Annotated in this window: 1 protein-coding gene; it reads right to left on the reverse strand. The window is 50.5% G+C overall.

The annotated features are described in order from the left end of the window. Positions 1 to 173 precede the first annotated feature (173 nt). Positions 174 to 1,415: a uracil-xanthine permease family protein gene (locus Q0372_RS04705; RefSeq protein ID WP_298103186.1), complete on the reverse strand. Its 1,242-nt coding sequence runs from the start codon at positions 1,413 to 1,415 to the stop codon at positions 174 to 176. Between the last annotated feature and the right edge of the window lie 848 nt (positions 1,416 to 2,263).

The raw sequence follows: 2,263 nt of genomic DNA on the forward strand, positions 1-2,263 counted from the left end.
TAATATTTTATATCCGATGAGGCTCGTAAACAACCTGCTGCAGGGGAAATTTGAAAATTTAGGCTGCGGTAAATTTGGCGGCGAAAGCCGCGGGGTAAATTTATTTGACGGCAAAGCCTCAGCTCAAATTTGCCCGCACCCGCGGAACGACGCAAGCTCCGCGCAAATTTAACTTAGTACCCGTCAAAATGCTTGGTCTTTGGCAGCACCAAATTTAGCGTGATGCCGATAATCGCGCCAAGTCCAACGCCGCTAAAGCTCATCGCGCCAAAATCCAGCACCATGCCGCCGATCGCGCAGACGAAGATGAGCGCGACGATGATCATATTGCGCGGCTCGGCCAGATCTACGCTGTTTTTTATGAGCGTCTCCATGCCCACGCTCGCGATGATACCGAAAAGCAGCAACATAATGCCGCCGATGACGGGAGCGGGGATCGTGGAGAGCGCGGCGCCGAGCTTACCCACAAAAGCTAGCAGTATCGCTGTAAGCGCGGCAAAGGTCATGATGGCTGGATTGTAGGCCTTCGTGATGCTGACCGCGCCCGTGACTTCGGAGTAGGTGGTGTTTGGCGGTCCGCCGAAGCACCCCGCTAGCGACGTCGCTAGTCCGTCGCCAAGTAGCGTGCTTTTAAGCCCCGGGTTTTTGAGGAAATTTTCCTTCGTGACGTTGCTGATCGCAAGCATATCGCCGATGTGCTCGATCGCGGGTGCGATGGCGATAGGCACCATGTAGATTACCGCTTCGAGCTTAAAAACCGGCGCGGTGAAATGCGGCAGCACAAACCACGGCGCGTTTAAAATCGGCGTAAAATCCACGATCCCGATGAACAGCGACGCGCAGTATCCTGCCGCGATGCCGCAAAGTATCGGCACGAGGCGCAGCATGCCGCGACCAAACATCATAACGACGATAACCGCCGAGAGCGAGATAAGCGCGATAGTAAGCGACTGCCCTTGCGTGTAAAGCGCCTCTTTGCCCTTGCCCATGACCATATTTACGGCCGCGGGCGAGAGGATGAGACCGATCGTCATGATGACGGGACCCACGACCACGGGCGGTAAAATTTTATGCAAAAACCCCTCGCCTTTGAGCCTAATAAGCAGGCTTAGAACCACGTAAAAAAGCCCCGCCGCGATCACCCCGCTCATCGTCGCGGCGATGCCCCACTCTTTCACGCCGAAGCTTAGCGGCGCGATGAACGCGAAACTGGACGCGAGAAAGATCGGCGGGACGTGTTTACGCGTGATGAGCTGAAACAGCAGCGTGCCGATGCCCGCCGTAAACAGCGCCACGGACGTATCAAGCCCCGTTAAGATCGGCACCAGCACGAGTGCGCCGAACGCGACGAATAGAAACTGTACGCCGACAAGAGCGTCGCGTAGCCTGAGATTGTAGCCTTCGTATTTTTCCATCTTCTCCTCTTTTATCTTTGCGACTTGCCTTTTGAGCACTTTTTGCGGAGTTTGCTAAAATTTTGCTCGGCAGACTACCCGTCTAGCCTACGCAAAATTTTCGCTGCACAACCCCAAAAATCATCTCAAAACAAGCGTAGCGTTTTTGCAAAGCAAAATGTTTTTATAAAATACTTCGCCTTGGCTCCTGTATTAAAATTTATAATACACCGACATTCTACAAATTTTAACTCGCCGCAGTCGCGGACGAACAAGTCCGCTCCTTTGCAAGCACTAAAAATTTATCGAAACTACACATCATCTGTCTTGAATATTTTCAAAAATTTATGCCTTTCTGCCTCGTCTAAAGAAAAAATACCACGCCTTAATTTTTAAATCTGACACATCAAATATTTTGACCTACCCAGTCGCGGACGAGCAGTCCGCTCCACTCTCCGCTGCCAAGCACCGACGGCTGCAAGCAGAACGAAGCAGTAGCGCTTCTAAACTACCTGCGATCCATCCTAAATGTTTTAAAATTTAGCCTCGCTTTAAAATTTCGCGCTCAAGCTTAAAGCTAAATTTCAAATCAAAGCCGCTATGCCACATCGTATATAAGCGCCCTTTTGCTGCGATTTTGCGTCGTATCAGACGCGCGAAACCGCAAGGCGAAAATCAAGCCCATAAAATTATCGGGCAAAGCCACGTAAACAGATCCAAACAAACACCGACTAAAATTCGCAAACCAGCAACTAAATTTCACAAACATAGCAGATAAATCAAAACCTATGTAAGCCGAATCCGCCACTAAAATTTAGCGAGAGAATTCCATCGTACGGCTATTTTTTGCGTAGCAGGTCCTTTAGGCT

The organism is uncultured Campylobacter sp. (assembly GCF_937997405.1).
Classification (GTDB): Bacteria; Campylobacterota; Campylobacteria; order Campylobacterales; family Campylobacteraceae; genus Campylobacter_B.

What these genes read in the sequence shown, in the direction of transcription:
- Q0372_RS04705 (WP_298103186.1), bottom strand. Translation starts at nt 1,415, where the DNA reads ATGGAAAAATACGAAGGCTACAATCTCAGGCTACGCGACGCTCTTGTC.